20 protein-coding genes and 1 riboswitch are annotated in these 18,350 nt (G+C 73.9%); of the genes, 14 read left to right on the forward strand and 6 right to left on the reverse strand.

What is annotated here, in order from left to right:
• Window positions 1-209: 209 nt before the first annotated feature.
• On the reverse strand, window positions 210-1,049 hold the full coding sequence (locus OG344_RS21140) for a deoxyribonuclease IV (protein ID WP_405084564.1): 840 nt from the start codon (window positions 1,047-1,049) through the stop codon (window positions 210-212).
• A gap of 149 nt (window positions 1,050-1,198) precedes the next feature.
• Between OG344_RS21140 and uraD the strand changes: the two genes are divergently transcribed.
• The 11 genes from uraD to OG344_RS21195 all read left to right on the forward strand — a co-directional run bounded on the left by uraD (window position 1,199) and on the right by OG344_RS21195 (window position 10,394).
• The gene (gene uraD / locus OG344_RS21145) at window positions 1,199-1,672 is read left to right on the forward strand and encodes a 2-oxo-4-hydroxy-4-carboxy-5-ureidoimidazoline decarboxylase (protein ID WP_405084565.1); all 474 of its coding nucleotides are present in this window, start codon (window positions 1,199-1,201) and stop codon (window positions 1,670-1,672) included.
• The gene (gene uraH, locus OG344_RS21150) at window positions 1,669-2,016 is read left to right on the forward strand and encodes a hydroxyisourate hydrolase (protein WP_327045046.1); all 348 of its coding nucleotides are present in this window, start codon (window positions 1,669-1,671) and stop codon (window positions 2,014-2,016) included. Before uraD ends, uraH begins: the two co-directional genes overlap by 4 nt.
• 2 nt (window positions 2,017-2,018) lie before the next feature.
• On the forward strand, window positions 2,019-2,885 hold the full coding sequence (pucL, locus tag OG344_RS21155; RefSeq protein WP_405084566.1) for a factor-independent urate hydroxylase: 867 nt from the start codon (window positions 2,019-2,021) through the stop codon (window positions 2,883-2,885).
• Window positions 2,886-2,888: 3 nt separating this feature from the next.
• Complete coding sequence (locus tag OG344_RS21160) at window positions 2,889-3,821, forward strand: FAD binding domain-containing protein (RefSeq protein WP_405084567.1); 933 nt, start codon at window positions 2,889-2,891, stop codon at window positions 3,819-3,821.
• The gene (locus OG344_RS21165; RefSeq protein WP_327045049.1) at window positions 3,818-4,342 is read left to right on the forward strand and encodes a (2Fe-2S)-binding protein; all 525 of its coding nucleotides are present in this window, start codon (window positions 3,818-3,820) and stop codon (window positions 4,340-4,342) included. The genes OG344_RS21160 and OG344_RS21165 overlap by 4 nt, the downstream gene beginning before the upstream one ends.
• Window positions 4,343-4,409: 67 nt before the next feature.
• Window positions 4,410-5,777, forward strand: coding sequence for an 8-oxoguanine deaminase (locus tag OG344_RS21170; protein ID WP_405084568.1), 1,368 nt, complete (start codon window positions 4,410-4,412; stop codon window positions 5,775-5,777).
• 79 nt (window positions 5,778-5,856) lie between these two features.
• Complete coding sequence (locus OG344_RS21175) at window positions 5,857-7,017, forward strand: glycerate kinase (RefSeq protein ID WP_405084569.1); 1,161 nt, start codon at window positions 5,857-5,859, stop codon at window positions 7,015-7,017.
• A gap of 58 nt (window positions 7,018-7,075) precedes the next feature.
• Entirely contained in the window at window positions 7,076-8,428 is a 1,353-nt protein-coding gene (allB, locus tag OG344_RS21180) for an allantoinase AllB (protein ID WP_405089131.1), read from the forward strand.
• Entirely contained in the window at window positions 8,425-9,477 is a 1,053-nt protein-coding gene (gene alc / locus OG344_RS21185) for an allantoicase (protein WP_405084570.1), read from the forward strand. Before allB ends, alc begins: the two co-directional genes overlap by 4 nt.
• Before the next feature lie 167 nt (window positions 9,478-9,644).
• Entirely contained in the window at window positions 9,645-10,232 is a 588-nt protein-coding gene (locus OG344_RS21190) for an NYN domain-containing protein (RefSeq protein WP_405084571.1), read from the forward strand.
• Between the two features lie 6 nt (window positions 10,233-10,238).
• Window positions 10,239-10,394, forward strand: a complete 156-nt coding sequence (locus tag OG344_RS21195) for a hypothetical protein (protein ID WP_405084572.1) — start codon at window positions 10,239-10,241, stop codon at window positions 10,392-10,394.
• On the opposite strand, the gene pknB is transcribed toward OG344_RS21195, so the two are convergent.
• From pknB to thiO, 4 genes are all read right to left on the reverse strand, one after another.
• A complete protein-coding gene (gene pknB, locus OG344_RS21200) occupies window positions 10,378-12,390 on the reverse strand; it encodes a Stk1 family PASTA domain-containing Ser/Thr kinase (RefSeq protein WP_405084573.1) in 2,013 nt (670 codons plus the stop codon). The genes OG344_RS21195 and pknB overlap by 17 nt on opposite strands.
• A gap of 145 nt (window positions 12,391-12,535) precedes the next feature.
• The gene (locus OG344_RS21205) at window positions 12,536-13,324 is read right to left on the reverse strand and encodes a thiazole synthase (RefSeq protein WP_405084574.1); all 789 of its coding nucleotides are present in this window, start codon (window positions 13,322-13,324) and stop codon (window positions 12,536-12,538) included.
• Complete coding sequence (gene thiS / locus OG344_RS21210; RefSeq protein WP_327045056.1) at window positions 13,321-13,521, reverse strand: sulfur carrier protein ThiS; 201 nt, start codon at window positions 13,519-13,521, stop codon at window positions 13,321-13,323. The genes OG344_RS21205 and thiS overlap by 4 nt, the downstream gene beginning before the upstream one ends.
• Complete coding sequence (gene thiO / locus OG344_RS21215; protein WP_405084575.1) at window positions 13,518-14,654, reverse strand: glycine oxidase ThiO; 1,137 nt, start codon at window positions 14,652-14,654, stop codon at window positions 13,518-13,520. Before thiO ends, thiS begins: the two co-directional genes overlap by 4 nt.
• Window positions 14,643-14,754: riboswitch (TPP riboswitch) on the reverse strand. It overlaps the preceding gene by 12 nt.
• Window positions 14,755-14,925: 171 nt before the next feature.
• Between thiO and OG344_RS21220 the strand changes: the two genes are divergently transcribed.
• From OG344_RS21220 to thiE, 3 genes are read left to right on the forward strand one after another with little or no spacing between them, the layout of a single operon-like run.
• Window positions 14,926-16,104 carry an NAD(P)/FAD-dependent oxidoreductase gene (locus OG344_RS21220; RefSeq protein ID WP_405084576.1) on the forward strand — a complete coding sequence of 393 codons (1,179 nt, stop codon included), beginning with the start codon at window positions 14,926-14,928 and terminating at the stop codon, window positions 16,102-16,104.
• Between the two features lie 43 nt (window positions 16,105-16,147).
• Entirely contained in the window at window positions 16,148-16,522 is a 375-nt protein-coding gene (locus tag OG344_RS21225) for an Rv2175c family DNA-binding protein (protein ID WP_405084577.1), read from the forward strand.
• Window positions 16,523-16,549: 27 nt separating this feature from the next.
• Complete coding sequence (gene thiE, locus OG344_RS21230) at window positions 16,550-17,200, forward strand: thiamine phosphate synthase (protein WP_405084578.1); 651 nt, start codon at window positions 16,550-16,552, stop codon at window positions 17,198-17,200.
• Between the two features lie 51 nt (window positions 17,201-17,251).
• Here thiE and OG344_RS21235 read toward each other — a convergent pair whose 3' ends face one another.
• Window positions 17,252-18,319 (reverse strand): polyprenyl synthetase family protein, encoded by a 1,068-nt coding sequence (locus OG344_RS21235; RefSeq protein WP_405084579.1) that lies wholly within the window; start codon window positions 18,317-18,319, stop codon window positions 17,252-17,254.
• Window positions 18,320-18,350: the final 31 nt, after the last annotated feature.

Consider the following 18,350-nt stretch of genomic DNA (forward strand, 5'->3'; position numbering starts at 1 on the left):
GCAAGACACGCGGGGTAATCACCAAGTGAGCCGATTGTCACCAGGTGGCTACCAAGCGGGGCCCTGCTCGGGGGGGAAGGGCCCCGCCCGCGCGTTACCGGGGGACGCGGCGATCCGGCCATACGGGGGCGCCGGATCGCCGCGAACACCCCTGACCGGCGGCGACGCGCGACGCCGGCGGCCGCGGGCCTCCGTGGATCAGGCGCTGCTCAGCCGCTCCGGAGCTGCTTCAGCAGGTCGATGTCCTCGCGGTGCTTGTCCACCTTGCCGGGGGTCTCGATGCAGAGCGGCACTCCGGCGGCCGCCGGGTGCCGCATGAGATCGGCGAACGCCTGCGCGCCGATGTGCCCGGCCCCGATGTTCTCGTGCCGGTCCCTCTTGGACCCGCACGGGTCCTTGGAGTCGTTGGCGTGGATCAGCCTCAGCCGGCCCGGGGCGACCTCGTGCAGGGCGTCCAGCATCTCCTTCACCCCGCCCGGGGCGGCCAGGTCGTGCCCCGCCGCGAAGGCGTGGCAGGTGTCCAGGCACACGCCCGCCTTCGGATGGTGGTCGAGCGCCTCCAGGTAGGGCCCGAGGTCCTGGACCGTGGCGCACAGCATCCGGCCCTGCCCCGCCATCGGTTCGAGCAGCAGGTCGGGACCGTCGCCGGGCAGTTCGTCCAGCACCGGCAGAAGGTGCTCGTGGATCTGGCGCATCGCGTCCTCGCGCGACTGACTGACGGCGGAGCCGGTGTGCACGACCACCCCTCGCGCGCCGATCTCGGCGCCCCGGCGCAGCGTGTGACGGATCACCGCGATCGAGTTCTCCAGGGTCGCCGGCGTCGGCGACCCGCAGTTCACGAGATAGGCGGCGTGCAGGAAGACCGGCACGCCCGACTCGCGCAGTTTCGCGTCCTCGGCGGGGTCGCCCGCGCTGAGCGCCCAGCCGCGCGGATTTGTGACGAAGACCTGGATCATCTCCGCGCCGATCTCCGACGCGTACGTGAGCCCGCCCTTGGCCAGGCCGCCCGCGACGAAGACGTGACCGCCGATGAGATTGCCAGTAGTCATAATGCCCTCCAGGTTAGTCGCGGCCCGCCTGACCGCCCCCGTGACCACTCCCTTTGTCACAACGTACAAAGCGGCCCCCGGAGCAGGGCACGCGGTTCGGACCTCGCGCCGCTGGACCCCGCCGCGGCCCCGGCGGTTGACTGACGGGCATGCGCGAACTGAGCCGGGAGGACCTGCGGTCCTGCTGCGCCTCCGCCAGATGGGGGGAGGAGGTGGCCGCGCGCGGGCCGTACCGGGACCTCGACGGGCTGCGCCGCGCGAGCGGGCCGGCACTCGCCGCCCTGGCCTGGGACGACGTGCTGGAGGCGCTGGCAGCGCACCCCCGCATCGGCGAGCGGCCCGGCGGCGCCGGACGCGAGGCGGCGTGGTCGCGGTCCGAGCAGTCCGGAGCCGGCGGCGCCGGCCTGGACGTGCTCGACGCGCTCCGCGAGGGCAACGCCGCCTACGAGAGCCGGTTCGGCCACGTCTATCTGGTCTGCGCGACCGGCCGGGACGCCGATGACCTGCTGGCGGTGCTGCGCGGGCGGCTCGGAAACGACGAGGAGACCGAGCGCGGGGTCGTCAGGGACGAGCTCTCGAAGATCGTCGCGTTGCGGCTGGCCACGCTCTGGGAGGGCCCGTGAGCCTCTCGACGCACGTGCTCGATACCGCCGCCGGGACGCCCGCCGGGGACGTGCCCGTACGGCTGTCGCGGCGCGCGGCGCACGGCTTCGTGCCGGTCGCGGAGGGCCGCACCGACGGCGACGGCCGCATCCGGGAATGGACCCCGCTCGGCCGGGAGTGGGAACCGGCGCTCGACCCGCGTCCCGGGACCTACCGGCTCGTCTTCGACACCGCCGCCTATCTTGGGGACGGCGCGTTCTTCCCGGAGGTCAGCGTGGTGTTCGCCGTCCGGGAGCCCGGCGGGCACTACCACGTGCCGCTGCTGCTGAGCCCCTTCGCCTACTCGACCTATCGGGGGAGCTAGCCGTGGCCGTTCTGGGACCCAACAGGTATGGCAAGGCCGAGACGAGGGTCGTACGGGTGACCCGGCACGGCGACGCCCACCGGATCAAGGACCTCACGGTGAGCACGGCGTTGTCGGGCGACATGGCCGAGGTGCACCTGAGCGGGGACAACTCCGCCGTCCTGCCCACCGACTCGCAGAAGAACACCGTCTTCGCGTTCGCCAAGAAGCACGGCGTCGGGGCGATCGAGGACTTCGCGCTGCTGCTGGCGCGGCACTTCGTGGGCTCCCAGCCCGCGATCCACCACGCCAGGGTCGCCGTCGAGGAGCACGCCTGGGAGCGCAACGGCGCGTTCGGGCACTCGTTCGTCCGCTCCGGGCGGGAGGTGCGTACCTGCGTGGCGCATCACGACGGAACCCGGTCGTGGGTGGTCTCCGGGCTGCGCGACCTCGTCGTGCTCAACACGACCGGGTCGGAGTTCTGGGGGTTCGCGAAGGACGAGTACACGACGCTGCCGGAGACCCGCGACCGCGTCCTCGCCACCGCCGTCGACGTGGCATGGCGGCACGCGGACGCCGAGCCCCCTCAGGATTGGGACAAGAGCTACGAGAAGACCCGGGCGGCCCTGCTCACGGCCTTCGCCGACACCTACAGCCTGTCCCTGCAGCAGACGTTGTACGCCATGGGCACGCGCGTGCTGGCCGAGTGCCCGGGGATCTGCGAGGTGCGGCTGTCGCTGCCGAACAGGCACCACTTCCCGGTCGACCTCGCGCCCTTCGGGCTGCCCAACGACGGGGAGGTCTTCTTCGCCGCCGACCGGCCGTACGGGCTGATCGAGGGGACCGTGCTGCGCGAGGACGCGCCCGGCGCCGGTCCGGCCTGGGAGTAGCCGATGGACTTCCTGCGCCCGCGCACCTGGGCCGAGGCCCTGGACCTGAAGGCCGCACGCCCCGAGGCCACCCCGATCCAGGGCGGCACCGACGTCATGGTGGAGATCAACCTCGACAGGGGCCGCCCCGCCGCCCTGCTCGATCTCACCCCGATCCCCGAGCTGCGGGAGTGGTCGCGGGAGGGGGACGTGATCCGCCTCGGCGCCGGGGTGACCTACGCGCGGCTGATCGGGGAACTGGGGGCATGCCTGCCCGGCCTGGCCCAGGCGTCCCGCACGGTCGGGTCGCCGCAGATCCGCAACCGGGGCACGGTCGCGGGCAACCTCGGCGCGGCCTCGCCCGCGGGCGACAGCCATCCGCCGCTGCTGGCCTGCGACGCGGTCGTGGAGGCCGAGTCGGTGCGCGGCGCCCGGCTGATCCCGATCGGTGAGTTCTACACCGGGGTCAAGCGCAACGCGCTGGCGCCCGACGAACTGATCCGCGCCGTGCGGGTCCCGGTGGCGCGCGGGCCGCAGTACTTCTCCAAGATCGGCACCAGGAACGCCATGGTGATCGCGGTGTGCTCGTTCTCGATCGCCCTGCACGCGGCGGAGCGGCGGGTGGGCACCGGCGTCGGCTCGGCCGCACCGACGCCCCGCCGGGCCGTCGCCGCCGGGGAGTTCGCGGCCGCGCGGCTCGACTGGCAGGGGCGCTCGCCGCTCGATCCCGGCGTGGCCCGCCGCTTCGGCGAACTCGTCGCCGGCGCCGCCGCCCCGATCGACGACGTGCGCGGCCGCGCCGCCTACCGCACACACGCGCTGGCCGTGCTGGCCCGCCGCGCGCTCGGCTGGGCCTGGGCCGACTTCAGGGCCGGCACCAGGGCCGATTCCGGGCGCGATTCCGGGCGCGATTCCGGCGGCGGTTCGGGGGCCGGTGACGACAGGGGGAGCGCATGAGAGTGAACCTCACCGTGAACGGCCGCGCGACGGCGGCCGACGACGTGTGGGAGGGCGAGAGCCTGCTCTACGTCCTGCGTGAGCGGCTCGGCCTCCCGGGGGCCAAGAACGCCTGCGAGCAGGGGGAGTGCGGCTCCTGCACGGTCTACCTCGACGGCACGCCGGTCTGCGCGTGCCTGGTCGCCGCCGGCCAGGCGGAGGGGCGCGAGGTCGTCACGGTCGAGGGCCTGTCCCGCGGCGGCACCCCGTTCCCCGACGCCGGACCCGCGCACGGCGACGTTTCCGGGGAGGGGCTGCACGAGGTCCAGCGGGCGTTCCTCGACGCCGGGGCGGTGCAGTGCGGTTTCTGCACACCCGGTCTCGTCGTCCAGGCCCACGCGCTGCTGGCCGAGGCGGACGGCGTGCCGCCGGACGCCGACATCCGGGAGGCGCTGGCCGGCAACCTGTGCCGCTGCACCGGATACGAGAAGATCCTCGACGCGGTCCGCCTCGCCGCCACCCGCCTCCGGCCACCGCCGTGAGCCGGCCCTCGGCCGCACACCGACCGGCCGCCGCCCGCCTCCGTCCCGCCTGAGCAGGGAGTCTTCGTTGCGTGATCCCGCGCCACGGCGAGTGGTCGTCGAGAACGCCCACATCGTGCCCGTCAGGGGGGAGGAGATCCCCTCCGGCCACCTTGTGATCGAGGGCGACCGGATCGCCGCGGTCGGCCCCGGCCCCGCGCCGTACGCGCCGGGGGAGGCCGAGCGGATCGACGGCTCCGGCTGCCTGGCCACCCCGGGCCTGGTCAACACCCACCACCACCTCTACCAGTGGGCGGCCCAGGGCGTGACGCCCGACGGCACCCTGTTCGAATGGCTGGTCGCGAGCTACCGGCTGTGGGCGCGGATGGACGCCGAGGTCGTGTCGGGCGCCGCGACGGCCGGGCTGGCCTGGCTCGCCCTGTCGGGCTGCACGACCTCGACCGACCATCACTACATCTTCCCCAAGGGGCGGGGCGACCTGTTCGAGGCGGAGATCGAGGCCGCCCGCGCGGTCGGGCTGCGCTTCCATCCCTGCCGGGGGTCCATGGACCGGGGGACCTCGCGCGGCGGGCTGCCCCCGGACGAGGTCGTGGAGGACATCGACGAGATCCTCGGGGCGACCGAGGAAGCGGTCCGGAAATATCATGACCCGTCCTTCGGGTCGATGCTGCGCGTCGCCGTCGCCCCCTGCTCGCCGTTCTCGGTCAGCGGCGAGCTCATGACCCGCTCGGCGGAGCTCGCCCGCTCCCTCGGCGTACGGCTGCACACGCACGGCGCGGAGACGGCGGACGAGGATGAGCACTGCGTGGAGCAGTTCGGCGTGCTTCCGGTCGACTACCTCGACCGGCTCGGCTGGCTCGGCCCCGACGTGTGGCTGGCCCACTGCGTGCACCTCACCGACAAGGACGTGCGGCGCTTCGCCGAGACCGGCACCGGGGTCGCGCACTGCCCGTCCTCCAACGGCCGTCTCGGCGCCGGCATCGCGCGGATCAGCGACCTGCTCGCGGCGGGCGCGCCGGTCGGGCTCGGCGTCGACGGCCCCGCCTCCAGCGAGATGACCCCGCTGGCCGGGGAGATCCGGATGGCCATGCTCATGCAGCGGGCGAGGTACGGCCCGCGCGCGCTCACCGCCCGCCAGGCCCTGGAGACGGCCACCCTCGGCGGGGCCCGCTGCCTCGGCCGGGAGGCCGAGATCGGGTCGCTGGAGCCCGGCAAGCTCGCCGACGTCGCGCTGTGGCGCCTCGGCGGCTTCCACGCCGCGATCGACGACCCTGTCGTCGCGTTCGCCTACGGCGCCACCCCGCCGCTCGCCCGGTTGCTCGTTGGCGGCCGGACCGTGGTGGACGGCGGCGAACTGCGCACCGTGCCGGGCGAGGCCGCCGCACGGGCGGGAGCCGACGCGCACCGCCGCTTGCGCACCGGGGATCATTTCTGAGACGTTCGCAGACGGACTATCGGAAGGCCAGGCATGACAGCGCACACGGCATGGCACGCGGCATGACAGGGCACGCGGCATGACAGGGCACGTCGTCATCGCGCCGGACAAGTTCCGGGGGTCGCTCACCTCTCCGGAGGTCGCCGCGCACGTGGCCGCCGGGCTGGGCGACGTCCCCGTCGTGCCGCTGCCGGTCGCCGACGGAGGAGACGGCACGGTCGACGCGGTCGTGGCGAGCGGGTTCACCCGGGTCGAGACGGAGGTGACCGGCCCGGACGGCACGCCGGTCCCGGCGGCCTACGCCGTGCGGGACGAGCCGGGCGGCCGGGTCGCCGTGATCGAGCTGGCCGAGGCGTCCGGCCTGCGGCGGCTCCCGCGGGGCGTCGCCGCGCCGCTGACCGCCACCAGCCGCGGCGCCGGCGAGCTCGTCGCCCACGCCGTACGGCACGGCGCGGCGCGGATCGTGCTCGGCCTCGGCGGCAGCGCCTGCACCGACGGCGGCGCGGGCATGGCCCAGGCCCTCGGCGTACGGCTGCTCGACGCCGGGGGGAACGAGCTTCCGCCCGGCGGGGCGGCGCTGCGCGACCTGCACGCGATCGACGCCTCCGACCGGCTGCGCGGGTTCGAGGTCGTGGTCGCGAGCGACGTGGACAACCCGCTGCTCGGCCCGTACGGCGCGGCGGCGGTGTACGGCCCGCAGAAGGGCGCGAGCCCGGGCGACGTCGCCGTGCTGGAGGCCGGGCTGGCCCGGCTGGCGGCCGTCGCCGCGCACACCCACGGCCTGCAGGGTGCGGCCGAGCACGACGGCCCCGTCGGAGCGATGGGCGTGGCCGGGCGGGAAGGGGCGGGCGCGGCCGGCGGGGTCGGCTTCGGCGCGCTGGTCTTCCTCGGCGCCGAGATCCGGCCGGGCATCGGCTACCTGCTCGACCTGGTCGACTTCGACCGGCACGTGGCGGGCGCCCGGCTGGTGATCACGGGTGAGGGCGCGATCGACGAGCAGACCCTGCGCGGCAAGGCGCCCGTGGGCGTCGCGGCGGCGGCGGCCGGCCACGGCGTGCCGGTCGTGGCCGTCTGCGGCCGCCGCGCGGTCGGCGACGACGAACTGAGGAAGGCGGGAATCGAGGCGGCGTACGCGCTGACCGACATCGAGCCCGACGTCGCGAGGTGCGTGGCCGAGGCCGGGCCGCTGCTCGAACGGCTGGCCCGGCGGATCGCGGCCGAGCACCTCACCAGGCGGTAGGCACCGGCGCGAAACCAGGACGGGAGGCGCCCGGATCGCGGGAGGAGCGGTGGGTTCTTTGCAGGATCACGCGGGGGAAGAGGACGTCTCACCCGGCGGCGGCCGGCGATGCGACCTGGTGGTGCGGTCGCGGCGGGTCGTGACCCCGGAGGGGGAGCGGGCGCTCGCCGTCGCCGTGCGCGGGGGCCTGATCGAGGCCCTCCGGCCCTACGACGACCCGCCCGGCGCCGCCGAGCACGTCGACCTCGGCGACCTGCCGCTGCTCCCCGGGCTGGTCGACTCCCACGTGCACGTCAACGAGCCCGGCCGCACCCACTGGGAGGGCTTCGCGACCGCCACCGCGGCGGCGGCGGCCGGGGGCGTCACCACAATCGTCGACATGCCGCTGAACTCGCTGCCGCCGACCCTGGACGTCGCCTCTCTGGAGGTCAAGCGGAAGGCCGCCGAGGGGCGGTGTCACGTGGACGTCGGCTTCTGGGGCGGCGCGGTCCCGGGGAACCTCCCCGACCTGCGCCCCCTGCACGAGGCCGGGGTCATGGGCGTCAAGTGCTTCCTGTCCCCCTCCGGAGTCGAGGAGTTCCCCGAGCTCGACCACGACGGGCTGCGGGCCGCGCTCGCGGAGGTGGCGAGCTTCGGCGGCCTGCTGATCGCGCACGCCGAGGACCCGGCGCTGCTGTCCGAGCCCGGTGGCCCGGCGTACGACGACTTCCTCAGGTCGCGCCCGCAGGAGGCCGAGCGGCGGGCCGTGGAGCGGTTGATCGCGCTGGCCGCCGAGACGGGCGCCAGGGCGCACATCGTGCACGTGTCGGCCGCCGCCTGTCTCGGGCCGCTGCGGGAGGCGCGGGCGGCCGGGGTGCGCGTCAGCGCCGAGACGTGCCCCCACTACCTGACCCTGGCGGCCGAACAGGTCACCGGCCCGGCGTACAAGTGCTGCCCGCCGATCCGGGAGGCGGCCAACCGCGACGCGCTGTGGGAGGGGCTCGCCGAGGGGGTGCTGATGGGGATCGTCTCCGACCACTCCCCGTCGACGCCCGACCTCAAGGTGGCCGACTTCGCCGAGGCGTGGGGCGGGATCTCCTCGCTCCAGGTCGGCCTGCCCGCCGTGTGGACCGCCGCCCGCGCCCGCGGGTACGGCCTGGCCGACGTGGTCCGCTGGATGGCCGAGGGCCCCGCCCGCCTCGCGGGCCTGCCGTACAAGGGGGCGATCAGGCCGGGCAACGACGCCGACCTGGTGGCCTTCGACCCCGACGCCGAGTTCACGGTCGACGTGGCGGCGCTGCACCACCGCAACCCCGTGTCGCCCTACCACGGGCGGCGCCTCTCCGGCGTCGTCCGCACCACCTGGCTGCGCGGCGCGCCCACCGGCCTCGCCACTCCCGGCGGACGCCTGCTGACCAGAGGAGCGCGGTGAACGCCTTCACCCGTCTGCCCGACCTCGCCCTCCGCACGTACGGCGGGTCGGTCGTGGCGGCCAGCGACGAGTCGTTCGCCGAGCGGGAGGCCCTCATCAGGCCAGGACCGGCAGAGTTCCGGCCGCACACCTTCGGCGCGAAGGGCCAGGTCTACGACGGCTGGGAGACGCGCCGGCGGCGCGAGGCGGGCCACGACTGGGCGATCGTCCGCCTCGGCATGCCGGGGGTCGTCCGGGGCGTCGTCGTCGACACCGCGTGGTTCCGCGGCAACTACCCGCCGTACGCCTCGGTGGAGGCGTGCGCGGCGGAGGGGCACCCGGCGCCGGAGGAGCTGGACGGCTGGGTGGAGATCGTGCCGAAGAGCCCGCTCGGGGGCGACGCGGCCCACGAGTTCGCGGTCACCGATCCCCGCCGGTTCACGCACGTCCGGCTGAACATCTTCCCCGACGGCGGCGTCGCGCGGCTGCGGGTGCACGGCCGGGTCGTGCCCGACCCGGCGTTCCTGCGCGGGCTGACCGTCGACCTCGCCGCGCTGGAGAACGGCGGGCTCGTCACCGCGTGCTCCGACGAGTTCTACTCCTCGCCGGACAACGTCCTCGCGCCCGGCCTCGCCCGCAACCAGGCCGAGGGCTGGGAGACGGCCCGGCGGCGCGACGGCGGCAACGACTGGCTCGTCGTCGCCCTCGCCGGGCCCGGCCGGATCGCCGTGGCCGAGATCGACACCACCCACCTGAAGTTCAACGCCCCCGGCTGGGCCTCCCTGATGGGCGCCGACACCGGCCACGCCGCGCCGACACCGCCGGCCCTGGACACCGGCCAGGCACCCCTGGACGACGGCCGAGCGCTCCCGCCGGAGGACGACGCCGGTCGAGCGCCGCTGCCGGACGACGCCGCCTGGTTCCCGCTGCTGCCGAAGACCCGGCTCCAACCGGACACCCGCCACCGCTTCCGGCTCGACGACGACCGCCGCGTCACCCACGTCCGCCTCGACATCTTCCCCGACGGCGGCCTCGCCCGCCTCCGCCTCCCCGGCACCCTCCTCCTCTGACTACCCGAACCGGTGGAATCGCTGCGTACCGAGCATGTCGCGAAGTAGGGTGGCAGGACGATTTCGAAGGGTAGCGAAACGAGTACGACTCGTTCTGCTACACTGGGACCATTACTCCCCGCCGTCCTCCGGGACTGGCGGGGCTTTTTCATGTGGGAGACGACCTCGTGGCCGAACGTGTCGCGGTTTTCCTGGACTTTCAGAACGTCCATCTGAGCGGGCACGGTCTCTTCGAGAGTTACGGTGTGCCGCCATATAGATGCGTGCCCGATCCCGCCGGGATCGCCGACCTGATCGGTCAACGGAGGTCGCGCGCGAGTGAGGTGACGGCGGTGCGGGTCTACCGAGGCCGTCCTGATCCCAACTATCAGCCATTACCGGCAGCAGCAAACGATGCTCAGGCGGCGCGGTGGACACACGACCGCCGCGTCCAGGTGATTCGACGGCAACTCAACTACCGTGGCTGGACGGATGGGACGCCTCCGCAGGAGAAGGGCATCGACGTCGCCCTGGCCGTCGATCTCATCCACCTGGCGCTGCGGAGGCAGTACGACGCTCTGGTGCTGTTCTCGAGTGACACCGGCCTTCTCCCGGCGGTGGAGACGATCAAGGGGTTGCGACTCGGGCACATCGAGGTGGCCTGCTGGTCCGGGTTCAAGCCTCTCCGGATCAAAGGCACCAATCTTCCCTACTGCCACTTCCTGAACAAGGACGACTGGGCAGCGGTCACTGAGGACTGGACTGACCGCATCTGAGAGGCGATGGCCAAGGACCGTACAGATTTCGTGCCGCATACCGAAACCGGCGGTGAGAAGGCCGTCGCCGAAGCGCGACAACGCAACCAGGAGCACATAGACGACCACCGGCGCGCGGAGAGTTACGACGGCGGGCGGGTGGGGGTCAGTGCCAGATCGTGATGGTGCTGCCCTGGGGTTGCTGGCCGAGGGGGTTCTCGCCGACGACCCGCTGGGTGCCGACCAGCTCGCGGACCCTGACCCTGAAGCCGGCCGTCTTCAGCTCGGACACCGCGTCCCGCACCGCCTTGAACCGCACGTCGGGCACGTTCACGAAGTCGGGCGCCGCCTGCGAGGGGTCGGTCTCCCACGGCCAGTGGAAGCCCTGGTCCGGGCCGCGTGACACGGTCAGGTGGACGGTCGCCCCGGCCGCCGTCTCCGCGCCGCCCGAGGGGTCCTGCGCGATCACGGTGCCCGGTGGGGCGTCGTCCACCGTCTCGTCGATCTGGACGTTGAAGCCCTTGTCGCGCAGGAACTTCTCCGCCTGGTCGCGCATCATCTGCGTGACGTCCGGCATCAGCAGCCCGGCGCTGACCACGAAGTTGACCGCGCCGCCCTTCCTGACGCGCTTGCCCACCAGCGGGTTCGTACGGATGACCTGGTCACGCGGGATCGTCTCGCTCGCGCTCCGGCTGACCCGTCCGGGGGTCAGCCCGGCCTCGGCGATCTTGGCCCGGGCGTCCGCCAGGCTGAGGCCCTCTACCTTCGGCACCGGGATCGTCTCCGGGCCGGCCGACGGGATCAGCTTGAGCACCGCTCCCTTGACCGCCTCGGCGCCCGGCCCGGGCTCGGTGTTCAGGACGACGTCCTTGGGGACCTTGTCGTCGAACACCGGCTTGAGGACCTGCACCTCGAATCCGCGGTTCTGCGCCTCCTGCCGGGCGACCGTCAGGGGCTTGTTCACCAGGTCGGGCACCTTCGTGTAGCGGCCCTCGGAGAACCACCAGCCCGTGAAGGCGACGCCCGCGAGCATGACGAGGGCCAGTGCGGCGAGGAACCAGACCGGTCGTGGTCGTGCCCTGCGGGTCCCGCGGCGCCCTCCCGCCTCCGTGGGGCCGGTCACGACGCCGGTCAGCAGGTCCGCACGCGGCTGGATCACCGTCTGGCCGAGCTGCGCGTGCCCGGCTGTGCCGGACGCGGGGGTCGCGCCCGCCGGGGCCACGGGCGCGCGGTGCGTCCCCGTGCCGGCGCCGCTGTGCGCGCCCGTCGGGGAGCCCACCGCGGAGCCCACTACCGAGCCCGGGCGGGTGTGGCCGCCGGTGTGCCCGGTCCTCGGCAGCGTACGGTGGATCTCGACGGCGGCGACCAGCATGGCGGTCGCGTCCGCCGGGCGCCGGGCGGGGTCCTTGTCGGTGGCGGCGGTGACGAGCGCGTCGATCTGCGGCGGGATGCCGGGCACGACCGAGGACGGCGCGGGCACGGTCTCGTGCACGTGCCGGTAGGCGATCGACATCGGCGTCTCACCGGCGTACGGCGGCTGCCCGGTGAGCAGCTCGAACAGCATGATCCCGACGGCGTACACGTCGCTGCGCGCGTCGGCGAGGCCGGTCGTGACCTGCTCGGGCGACATGTAGCCGATCGTGCCGATCATCATGCCGGTCTTGGTCTGGTTGGTGGCCTCGATCGCCCGGGCCAGGCCGAAGTCCACGACCTTCACCCGGCCGTCGTCGGCGAGCAGCACGTTCTCGGGCTTGACGTCCCGGTGGATCAGCCCCGCCTGGTGGGCCGCGCCGAGGGCGGCGAGCACCGGGATGACCATCTCCAGGGCCTCGCGCGCCGGGAGGCGGCCACGCCGGCGCAGGATGTCGCGCAGCGTCCTGCCGGGGACGTACTCCATCGACAGGTAGACGTTCGCCCCGTCGGTGCCTTGGTCGAAGACCTGCACGATGTTCGGGTGCGAGAGGCTCGCCACCGACTTGGCCTCGCCGATGAACCGCTGGACGAACTGCGGGTCCTCGGCCAGCGAACGGTGCATCACCTTGACGGCGACCGTGCGGTCGAGCCGGATGTCCAGAGCCAGATAGACGGAGGCCATGCCGCCCCGGGCGATCCGGGACTCGACGCGGTAGCGCCCGTCGAGCTGCTGCCCCACGAGCGGATCGGTTAGCGTCGTGTCCACCCGCCCGAGTTTACGGGTGATTTGCCGTCGGGCGTGTTCCCGAATCCCAAACCGAGACCTGTCCGGATCCCTTTCGCAGGACCCGGAAAGCCGTCCCTCATGCGAAAACCGGCCTTACCCGGCGTCCGATTCGGAAACGCGCCGCTCACGCGGAGCGGACGGGCGAGGACGCCTCGGCGTAACGGCGGCGGGGGATGCGCCCGGACAGGCGGGCGAGCCGTCCGGCCGTGACCGCCTGCCGCATGGCGGCGGCCATGAGGCCGGGCCGGTGCGCCCGCGTCACGGCGCTGGCGAGCAGCACGGCGTCGCAGCCCAGCTCCATCGCGAGGGCCGCGTCGCTGGCCGTGCCGATCCCCGCGTCGAGGATGACCGGCACCGCGGCCGCCTCGGCGATCAGCTCGATGCTGTGCGGGTTGCGGATGCCGAGGCCCGAGCCGATCGGGGCGCCGAGCGGCATCACCGCCGCGCATCCGGCGTCCTCCAGCCGGCGCGCCAGCGCGGGGTCGTCGCCGATGTACGGCAGCACGACGAAGCCGTCGGCCACCAGCCGTTCCGCCGCGTCGAAGGTCTCGATCGGATCGGGCAGCAGGGTCCGTTCGTCGGCGATGACCTCCAGCTTCACCCAGTTCGTCTCCAGCGCCTCACGGGCCAGCCGGGCGGTCAGCACGGCCTCGCCGGCCGTGAAGCAGCCGGCCGTGTTCGGCAGCACCCTGATGTCCCGCGCCCGCAGCAGGTCGAGCACCGAGCCGCGGGCGGCCGGGTCCAGCCTGCGCATCGCGACGGTCGTCAGCTCGGTGCCGGACGCCTCCAGCGCCTGGTCGAGCACCTCCAGCGACGGCGCGCCGCCGGTCCCCATGATCAGCCGCGAGGCGAACTTCTCCCCGCCGAGCACGAAGACGTCGCCGGAGGCGTCCTGTTCCGTCATTCCCGTCATCCTCCCTGCACCGCGGTGAGCACCTCGACGCCGTCGCCGTCCTCCACCCGTGTGGAGTCCCAGGCGCCGCGGCTCACCACCTCGCCGTTGACCGCCGCCGCGACGCCCGACGTGAGCGCCGTGAGGGTCCGTACGGCGTCGCCCACCGTCGCCCCCTCCGGCAGCTCGGCCGGGCCTCCGTTGATCGTGACCTTCATGTGCGGAATCTCCCTGGGTCGCAGGACAGGGCGGCCTCCGGCACCGCGCCGCCGGTGAGGAGCGCGGCGACGGCCTCGGCGGTGATCGGGGACAGCAGCACGCCGCTCCGGCCGTGCCCGGTCGCCGCGAGGACGCCGGGGGGCCCGGCGAGGCCGATGAGCGGAAGGTTGTCCGGGGTCCCGGGGCGGAAGCCGACGGCCGTCTCGGCCAGTTCGAGCTCGGTGAGGCCGGGCACCAGCTCGCGGGCGTCGCGCAGCAGCTCGTACACCCCGCCGACGGTGACCCGCGCGTCGTACCCCAGCTCCTCGGAGGTGGCGCCCAGGACGATCTCCCCGTCGCCCCGGGGGACGAGGTAGGCGGGGGAGCCGTGCACCAGTCCCCGCACGCACCGGGTGAGGAACCCCCGGGGGCCCCGCAGCCGGAGGATCTGCCCCTTGACCGGCCGTACGGGCAGGCCGGGGAGCAGGGCGGCCGACCACGATCCGGCGGCCACCACGACCCGGCCGGCCGGGACGGTCCCGCCGGACGCCAGCCGCACCGACGGGGAGCCCCGCCCGGGGACGACGACCTCGGCGGCGCGTTCGGCCACCAGCGTGCCGCCCGCCTTCTCGAACGCGGTCAGCAGCGCGCGGACGAGCCTGCGGGGGTCGACCCAGGCGTCGTCGCGGGCCAGCAGGCCGCCGCGCACCGCGGGGGAGAGCATCGGCTCGAAGGAGCGGCACTCACGCCCGGTCAGCCGTTCGACCCGCAGGCCGAGCGTGCGCTCGAAGGCCGCGAGGTCGTCGAGGAGGGCCATGTCGTCCGCGCCGCGGGCGACCTCCAGCGTGCCCTCGGCGCGGTAGTCGAGGCCGGTGCCGGACTCGTCCTCCAGCTCCGCCCGGAACGCCGGCCAGGCGGCCAGCGACGCCAGCCCGAGCCGCAGCAGCGGCTCCTCCGTGTAGGTCACCTCGCTGACCGGTGCGAGCATCCCGGCGGCGGCGTGGGTGGCGCCGCTTCCCGGCGCGGGGTCCACCACGGCGACGGACAGTCCGCGCCGGGCCGTACGCCAGGCGGCGGCGAGGCCCGCCACGCCACCGCCCACGATCACGACGTCGTGGCCGGGCTCGCTCCCGGAGGGCCGTGTGGAGGACACCGCGCTCCCTTCGCCGGCATGACCCGGATCAGGTGGTGGGCGGTCGAGAGCCGTACGCTCTCCTCTCAGCCCGGTCCGCCGGGCTCCCGCGCGTCTTACGCCCCACAGCGTAGTACGTGGCGGATACCGGCGGATCGCCCGGTTCGGCGCTCGCGCGGGCGGGCGTGACGCGGCTCACAATCGGGGCTGCCCGAGATGTGCGCGCTCCTTGCCCAACTCGTTATGGGGAGCCGGTTGGCCAGGTCCCCTGTTGACAATCTATGGTCAAGGCGTGGATCACGTCGTGGTGGTGGGTGCCGGCCTGGCCGGCGTGCGAAGCATCGAGGCGCTGAGGTCCCGGGGGTTCACCGGGCGCATCACGCTCATCGGCGAGGAACACCATCGCCCCTATGACCGCCCGCCGCTCTCGAAGACGGTGCTGCTCGGCGACGCCGACTCCACCGTGGTCGACTCCGATCTCGACGCCATGGACGTGCGGCTGTGCCTCGGCACGGCCGCCAAGGGACTGCGGGACGGCGTGCTGGAGACGACCGAGGGAGAGCTGGAGTACGACGGCCTGGTCATCGCCACCGGAGCGACCCCGGTCCGGCTGCGGGGCGAGGGCCACCAGCATGTGCTGCGCACGATCGACGACGCGCTCGCGCTGCGCGAGCGGCTGGTGCCCGGCGCCCGCGTGGCCGTCGTCGGCGCCGGCTGGATCGGCGCCGAGGTCGCGACCGCGGCGGCCAAAGCGGGGTGCGCGGTGACCGTGGTGGAGGCGGGGGAGAGCCCGCTCGCCGCCGCGGTCGGCCCGGCGGTCGGCTGCCACACGATCGGCTGGTACGCCCGGGCCGGCGTCGAGCTGCGCCTCGGCGCGATGGTCGGGACGGTGGACGCCGACGGGCTCACGCTCATGTCCGGCGCGCGGGTGCCCGCCGACGTGGTGGTCTCCGGCGTCGGGGTGCGCCCCTCGGTCGACTGGCTCAAGGGCTCGGCCGTACGGCTCGACGACGGCGTGGTCGTCGACGAGCACCTGCGCACGTCGCTGCCGAACGTGGTCGCGGTGGGCGACTGCGCCAACTGGTGGTCGCGCAGGTTCGGCACCCGGCTGCGGGTCGAGCACTGGGACACCGCGCTCCAGGCCCCCGACACGGCCGCCGCCACGCTGCTGGGCGATGAGGCGGTCTACGACCCCGTGCCGTACTTCTGGTCGGAGCAGTTCGATCACATGCTGCAGTTCGCCGGACACCCGACCCCGGACGACCGGGTGCTGCTGCGCGGCGACCCGCGGGCCGACGGGAAGTGGGCGGTGTGCTGGCTGACCCCGGAGGACCGGCTCGCCGCGGTGTTCACCGTGGACCGGCCGCGCGACGTGGTGCAGGGCCGCCGCCTGGTGGAGGCCGGCCGGAGGCTCGACCCCCGGCGGGTGGCCGATCCGGCCGTGCCGCTCCGCGACTGCATTATGACGTAGTCGAGGTGTTTCCCGGAGGCTCGCATGTGGTAATGGTGGTTCCGTGACGCTTACTGTTGCGCAGATAGACCGGGAGACCGACCAGCTCGTCGGGGAGTGGCTCCCACTTCCGCAGGCCGCCGAGAAGCTGGGGCTCAGCATCGGCCGCACCAAGCAACTCCTGAAGGACAAGAAGCTCGTCGGCGTCCGGCGGGGCGGCGGCCAGCCGCAGATCCCGTCGGTGTTCGTCGCCCACGGTGAGGTGCTCAAGGGCCTGCCCGGCACGCTCACCGTCCTCTCCGACGCCGGGTACGACGAGGTGGAGTCGATCCGCTGGTTGTTCACCCCCGACGACTCGCTGCCGGGGGCGCCGATCGACGCGATCGTCAAGGGCCGGCACACCGAGGTCAAGCGCAGGGCCCAGGCGCTGGGCTTCTGACCGCCGCCGCATGGCATTGTTGGCCGGGTGAACGACACCCGGCGACGGCTCGCGCAGGCCAGGCTCTACCTCTGCACCGACGGCAGGAGGGACCGCGGCGACCTCGAGGACTTCCTCGACGCGGCCCTGGCCGGCGGCGTGGACATCGTCCAGTTGCGGGAGAAGGGCCTCGAGGCCCGCGAGGAGCTGGGCCTGCTCGAGGTGTTCCGCGCGGCCTGCGACCGGCACGGCGCGCTGCTGGCGGTCAACGACCGGGCGGACGTCGCGTACGCCGCCCGGCCGGACATCCTGCACCTCGGTCAGGACGACCTCCCGGTCCCCGTGGCCCGGGAGATCCTGGGCTCGGACGTGCTTGTCGGCAGGTCGACCCACTCGGCGGCCGAGGCGTCGGCCGCCGCGGTGGAGCCGGGCGTGGACTACTTCTGCTGCGGGCCGGTGTGGCCCACGCCGACCAAGCCGGGCCGTCCGGCGCCCGGCCCCGCGCTGCTGGAGCACGCCGCGAGCCTGGGCGCGGGCCGGCCGTGGTTCGGCATCGGCGGCATCGGCCCGGACAACCTCGACGAGGTGATGGCGCACGGCGTGCGCCGGGCGGTGGTCGTCAGGGCCGTCACCGAGGCCGAGGACCCCGGTGCCGCCGCCGCGGCTCTCAAGGCGCGCCTGTCGGCCGTCCCGCTGTGAGCCGGCCCCCGCCGGTCCCGGACGGGAACGGCGGGCCCGGTGGGGGCGTCGTCAGGTGCGGCGGGAGGTGGCGGCGACGGCCAGGGCGGCCAGCGCGGCGCGGGCGTCCTCCTCGATCGGCGCCTGTTCGAGGGCGTGCATCGCCTCGTCCAGATAGCGCTTGATCATGTCCTCGCAGTCCGTCAGCGCGCCGGTCTCCTCGATCACCGTGCGCAGCCGCCCGACCCCGTCGGCGTCGAGCCCCGGGTCGCCCAGCAGGGTCCGTACGACGTCCTGCTGGGCGGGGGTGGCCCCGGCGAGCGCCCGCGCGATGAGCACGGTCCGCTTGCCTTCGCGCAGGTCGTCCCCGGCGGGCTTGCCGGTCTCGGCCGGGTCGCCGAACACGCCGAGGATGTCGTCGCGGAGCTGGAAGGCGATGCCCACCCGCTGGCCGTACTGCACGCACAGGCGGTCGATCCAGGCGTGCCGGGCCTGGGCGGCGAGCACGAGCCCGAGGCGCAGCGGCTGCTCGACGGAATACTTACCGCTCTTGTAAAGGGCCACTCGCAGAGCGCTGTCGAAGGTGCTCTCGCCCTGCGCCTGCTCCAGCAGGTCGAGATACTGCCCGCACATCAGCTCGGTGAGCATGTAGTCGTGCAGGGGCTGGGCCGCGGCGATCGCCCGGGGGTCGAGGCCGCTGCAGCGCCACATCTCGCCGGACCACACCAGCAGCAGGTTGCCCAGCAGCACGGCCGAGCCCTCGCCGAACTGCCGCGCCGACCCGTGCCAGCCCGCGTCCGCGTGCATGCGCTCGAAGCGCCGGTGTGCCGAGGGCATGCCGCGGCGCACGTCGCTCGCGTCCATGACGTCGTCGTGGATCAGCGCACTGGCCTGGAGCAGCTCCAGCGACGCGGCGGCGAAGGGCAGGCCCGGCTCGTCGCCGCCGCCGCCGGCACGCCACCCCCAGTGGCAGAAGGCGGGACGCAGTCGCTTTCCACCGGCGAGGAAGTCCTCCGCGGCGGAGAGCAGGACGGCCAGGTGCGGGTCCTCGAAGTGGGGGCGCTGCCGGTCGAGGAATTCCCGGAGAACGCGGTCCACCTCCGTACGGATGTGGTCGAGCGTGGCGGCGGAAGTGGTCATGCCTCAGAGGGTAACCGGGGCAGATCCCGAC

Origin of the sequence: Microbispora sp. NBC_01389, assembly GCF_045040095.1 — a bacterium.
GTDB lineage: Bacteria > Actinomycetota > Actinomycetes > Streptosporangiales > Streptosporangiaceae > Microbispora.